Genomic DNA, 4,050 nt, shown 5'->3' on the forward strand with positions numbered 1-4,050 from the left:
AAGCACGGCGTCGCCCTTCTCCTCCTTGGTGGCGAAGCCGACGGCCGAGATCGTGGTGCCGGGCTGGATTTCGCGCACCTTCCAGGCCTCCATCCGGGTCAGCGGCGCCAATTCGAGCTCCCACTGGCGGTCCTTGCGGCGCGGAACCGTCGTCCTGGCGAGCAGGCCCGGGCCATCGACCGGCGCGCTCTGCGCCGGCAACACTCGCTGCGACAGGTCGGCGGGCACCTTGAGGTCGGCCGGCACCTCGATCATCAGTTCGGCATGCGGGTTCTGCCAGCGCGAACTCAGCACCTTGCCTTCGAGGTAGAGCGGCCGGTCCTGGTCGAAGCTGCTCCATCCATGGTGGGCCCAGGCGAAGGGCATGGCGCCCGGGAACGTGACGGCGGCGAACATGAGGCTGCGACGTTGCATGCGGACGGCTCCTTTCGGACAAGTGCTCTCTCAATAGGCGATCCAGCGGCCGCAGAACACGACCGCCAGCCAGATCGCAGTGGACGACAACATCTGTAACCGCGCCAGCAGGTCAAGTTTGGCCAGCGAACGGCGGCCATGGAACCACAGCGCATTGCAGCCGGCCAGGACCAGCAAGCCCATCTTGACCTGGAACGCACGATTGGCGAGCAGTTCGGCCGGCTGCGTGGCGAACATCAGCGATCCGCTCGCCGCCGCCAATGCGAAGCCGCTCAGCACGATGCTCAGCGAGAGTCTTGCCAGGCCCGCCACCGGCAGGATGGCGGCGCGGCCGAAGACACGCGCCTCGAGCGCCACCAGGTTGCCGAGCAGCAGCGCGATGCCGACGATGTGCACAGCCTCCAGTGCCGGGTAGGCCCAGGGGGTCGAGCGCAGCGCGTCGAGCATCGGTTCAGCGTGCAGCGCCGCCGGCGAGCAGTTCCAGTACTAGGACGATCCGCGCCTTGACCGGCGTCAGGGCGCCGGCGTCGCGCAGGCTCTGGTTCGGCTTCGGCAGGATCCGACCCTCGGCGCAACGCGTCGCGCGCAGCACCGCCACGCCCTCAGCCTGCGCTCGCAGCGCCGCCGCCTCAAGCGCCTGGTGCAGCGTTCCGTTGCCGGTCGCGGCGAGCACGATCCCCTGCACCGGCTCGGGCCCGCCGCGCCGGCGCTCCTCAAGCAGTAGGTCGATGAGGCTTCCCCTCGCCTCGGCATGGCTGGACAGGATCTCGACCCGCGGCCAGGTCGCCGAGGCCGCGATGCGATCGTAGGCGGCCCGTGCGGCCGGATCGGCCRCCGGCCAGTCCCTGAGCTGGCGTAACGCCGCTTCCTCGACGTAGGCCAACGGTCCGGCATCGCCGGAATCGAAGGCGTCGAGCCGATAGGTGTGGACCTTTTGCACCTCGAAAGCGCTGTGGACGGTGCCGGCACACACCGCGACCACGCCGCGCGCGCCCGGCGTGGCGGCGACGCTGATCGCATCGCGCACGTTCTGCGGCCCGTCAGGCGCCAGCGCGCTTGCAGGGCGCATTGCGCAGGTCAGGACCACCGGCTTGGCGGGCGCCAGCACCGACTGCAGGAAGAAGGCGGTCTCCTCGAGCGTGTCGGTCCCGTGGGTGATGACCAGACCGGCGACATCCGGCTCGGCGAGCCAGTAGACACAACGCTGCGCCAGCGTGCGCCAAATGGCGAAGCCCATGTCCTTGCTGTCGATCTGGGCCACCTGCTCGGCCTCGAGCGAGACGCCGGACGGCGCGTCGATGCCCTGCAGCAGATCGCCGACGCTCACTTCGCCCGCCGTGTAGCCGATGTTGTCGCCCACGGCGCCAGCGCGGCCCGAGATGGTCCCGCCGGTACCCAGGACGATCACGCGGCGTGTTTCACGGATAGAGATTTCGCCCATTGCTTGCCAACTTTTAAAAACTGGTTAAAAATACAGGTACTGGACATTTAGCCAGTGCCTCGTCAGGAGCCATCATGCAGTTCGCCGTCAAGCTTACAGCCCRCCAGCAGCAGATCCTCGATTTGATCCAGAGCGCCATCGCCCGCACCGGCGCCCCTCCCACGCGGGCCGAAATAGCCGCCGAGCTGGGCTTCAAATCGGCCAATGCCGCCGAAGAGCACCTGCAGGCGCTGGCGCGCAAGGGCGTCATCGAACTCGTGAGCGGCACCTCGCGCGGCATCCGCCTCAAGGGCGACGCCCTTCGCTCCCTCAACGAATCCCGCAACAACCAGTTCTCGCTCTCGCTGCCCGGCATGGCTCAACTGGCGCTGCCCCTGATCGGCCGCGTGGCCGCCGGCTCGCCCATCCTGGCCCAGGAACACATCGACCAGACCTACTACGTCGAGAACACCCTCTTCCAGCGCCAGCCCGACTACCTCCTCAAGGTACGCGGCATGTCAATGCGCGACGCCGGCATCATGGACGGCGACCTGCTCGCGGTCCAGTCCACCAAGGAAGCCCGCAACGGCCAGATCGTCGTGGCGCGGCTGGGCGACGAGGTCACGGTCAAGCGTCTCAAGCGCAACAAGCAGGTCATCGAGTTGCACGCCGAGAACCCCGACTACCCCACCATCGTGGTCCAGCCCGGCGAACCTTTCGAAATCGAGGGCCTGGCGGTCGGTCTGATCCGCAACACGATGCTGATGTAGGCCCTGCCACCGATCCAGCCGCGACAGGTGGCGGGCGTATGGCCGAGGGCCATCACCCTGTCGAGGCACCGATGAAAGCAATCCTGCCTGTGTTCAACCTCTGACTTTTCTGGAGTTCACATGGGAATCGCTCTTCTCAGCATCGCTGATTTCTTCACGCCACTGCAATCGCTGGCCGACCGCTGGATACCGCGGCGCCGCTCGGGCCGGGTCATGTCCTCGGGCCTGCGCTACGTCGGGATCCGTCCGAGCTGCGCAATGCGACACGGCACCATCGGTACCGCTGCCGCTGCAAGCGCTGCACCGGCGCGTCCCCTGCGCGTGGTCCGCATGGTCGATGCGCATCAACCGGACCGTCCCACCGGCCGCATGGTGATCTCGGGGCGGATGGCGGACGTCTGCGCCGAACTAGATCGCCTGGTCGCGCTCGAAGCCGCCGAGGCCCTCCCGCGGGCCGCCCACCTGCACTGAGCTTGCACTGAGCTCACCGAGAGTCCGACACAAAGTCGACCGACCAACACAGCATGCCGTGAGTGCGAGGCACAATGGCACGCCATGAACATTGTGATCCTCGACGACTATCAGGATGCCGTACGCAAGCTGAATTGCGCCTCGAAGCTCGACGCCTATGCGGCCAAGGTCTATACCAATACGGTCAAGGGCATCGGACAGCTCTCGGTTCGACTCAAGGACGCCGACGTCATCGTCCTGATCCGCGAACGCACCCAGATCTCCCGCCAGCTGATCGAGAAGCTACCCAAGCTCAAGCTGATCTCGCAGACCGGCAGGGCCGGAGGGCACATCGACATCAATGCGTGCACCGAGCAGGGCATCGCGGTGGCCGAGGGATCGGGCTCGCCGCTGGCGCCCGCTGAACTCACTTGGGCACTGATCATGGCTGCGATGCGCCGCCTGCCCCAGTACATCAGCAACCTGAAGCACGGCGCCTGGCAGCAGGCCGGCCTCAAGTCGGCCTCAATGCCGCCGAACTTCGGCCTGGGTTCAGTGCTCAAGGGCAAGACCCTGTGCATCTGGGGCTATGGACGCATTGGTCAGCTGGTGGCGCGCTATGGCCAGGCCTTCGGCATGCAGGTCGTGATCTGGGGCCGCGAGCAAAGCTGCGCCAAGGCACGCTCCGATGGTTTCCAGGTGGCACCCAACCGCGAGGCCTTCTTTGCCGCGGCCGACGTGCTGTCGATCCATCTGCGGCTGAGTGACGAGACCCGCGGCCTGGTGACGCTCGAGGATCTTTCGCGCATGAAGCCGACCGCGCTGTTAGTCAACACCTCGCGCGCCGAGTTAGTCGAGCAGGATGCGCTGCTGGCGGCATTGAACCGCGGACGGCCCGGGCTGGCCGCGATCGATGTCTTCGAAAGCGAGCCCCCCTTGCAGGGCCACGCGCTGCTGCGGCTCGAAAACTGCATCTGCACGCCGCACATCGGCTAT

6 protein-coding genes are annotated in these 4,050 nt (G+C 66.8%); 3 read left to right on the forward strand and 3 right to left on the reverse strand.

All coding sequences use genetic code 11. The features are described from left to right. The 3 genes from AC1DY5_RS45170 to AC1DY5_RS45180 form a co-directional block, all read right to left on the reverse strand. Positions 1-414: DUF6152 family protein (locus tag AC1DY5_RS45170; protein ID WP_478120916.1), on the reverse strand; the 414-nt coding region annotated here is incomplete at its 3' end. 30 nt (positions 415-444) lie between these two features. Further along, entirely contained in the window at positions 445-861 is a 417-nt protein-coding gene (locus AC1DY5_RS45175) for a hypothetical protein (protein ID WP_478120917.1), read from the reverse strand. A 4-nt stretch (positions 862-865) separates the two neighbouring features. Further along, positions 866-1,855: an asparaginase gene (locus AC1DY5_RS45180; protein WP_478120918.1), complete on the reverse strand. Its 990-nt coding sequence runs from the start codon at positions 1,853-1,855 to the stop codon at positions 866-868. 74 nt (positions 1,856-1,929) lie between these two features. Here AC1DY5_RS45180 and lexA point away from each other — a divergent pair, with 74 nt between their 5' ends. The 3 genes from lexA to AC1DY5_RS45195 all read left to right on the forward strand — a co-directional run. Then, the gene (gene lexA, locus AC1DY5_RS45185; protein WP_478120919.1) at positions 1,930-2,604 is read left to right on the forward strand and encodes a transcriptional repressor LexA; all 675 of its coding nucleotides are present in this window, start codon (positions 1,930-1,932) and stop codon (positions 2,602-2,604) included. A 120-nt stretch (positions 2,605-2,724) separates the two neighbouring features. Further along, positions 2,725-3,075, forward strand: coding sequence for a hypothetical protein (locus tag AC1DY5_RS45190; RefSeq protein WP_478120920.1), 351 nt, complete (start codon positions 2,725-2,727; stop codon positions 3,073-3,075). An 84-nt stretch (positions 3,076-3,159) separates the two neighbouring features. Next, a partial coding sequence (locus tag AC1DY5_RS45195; RefSeq protein ID WP_478120921.1) for a D-2-hydroxyacid dehydrogenase family protein occupies positions 3,160-4,050 on the forward strand: 891 nt, incomplete at its 3' end.

The organism is Variovorax sp. P4_D9 (genome assembly GCF_056401695.1).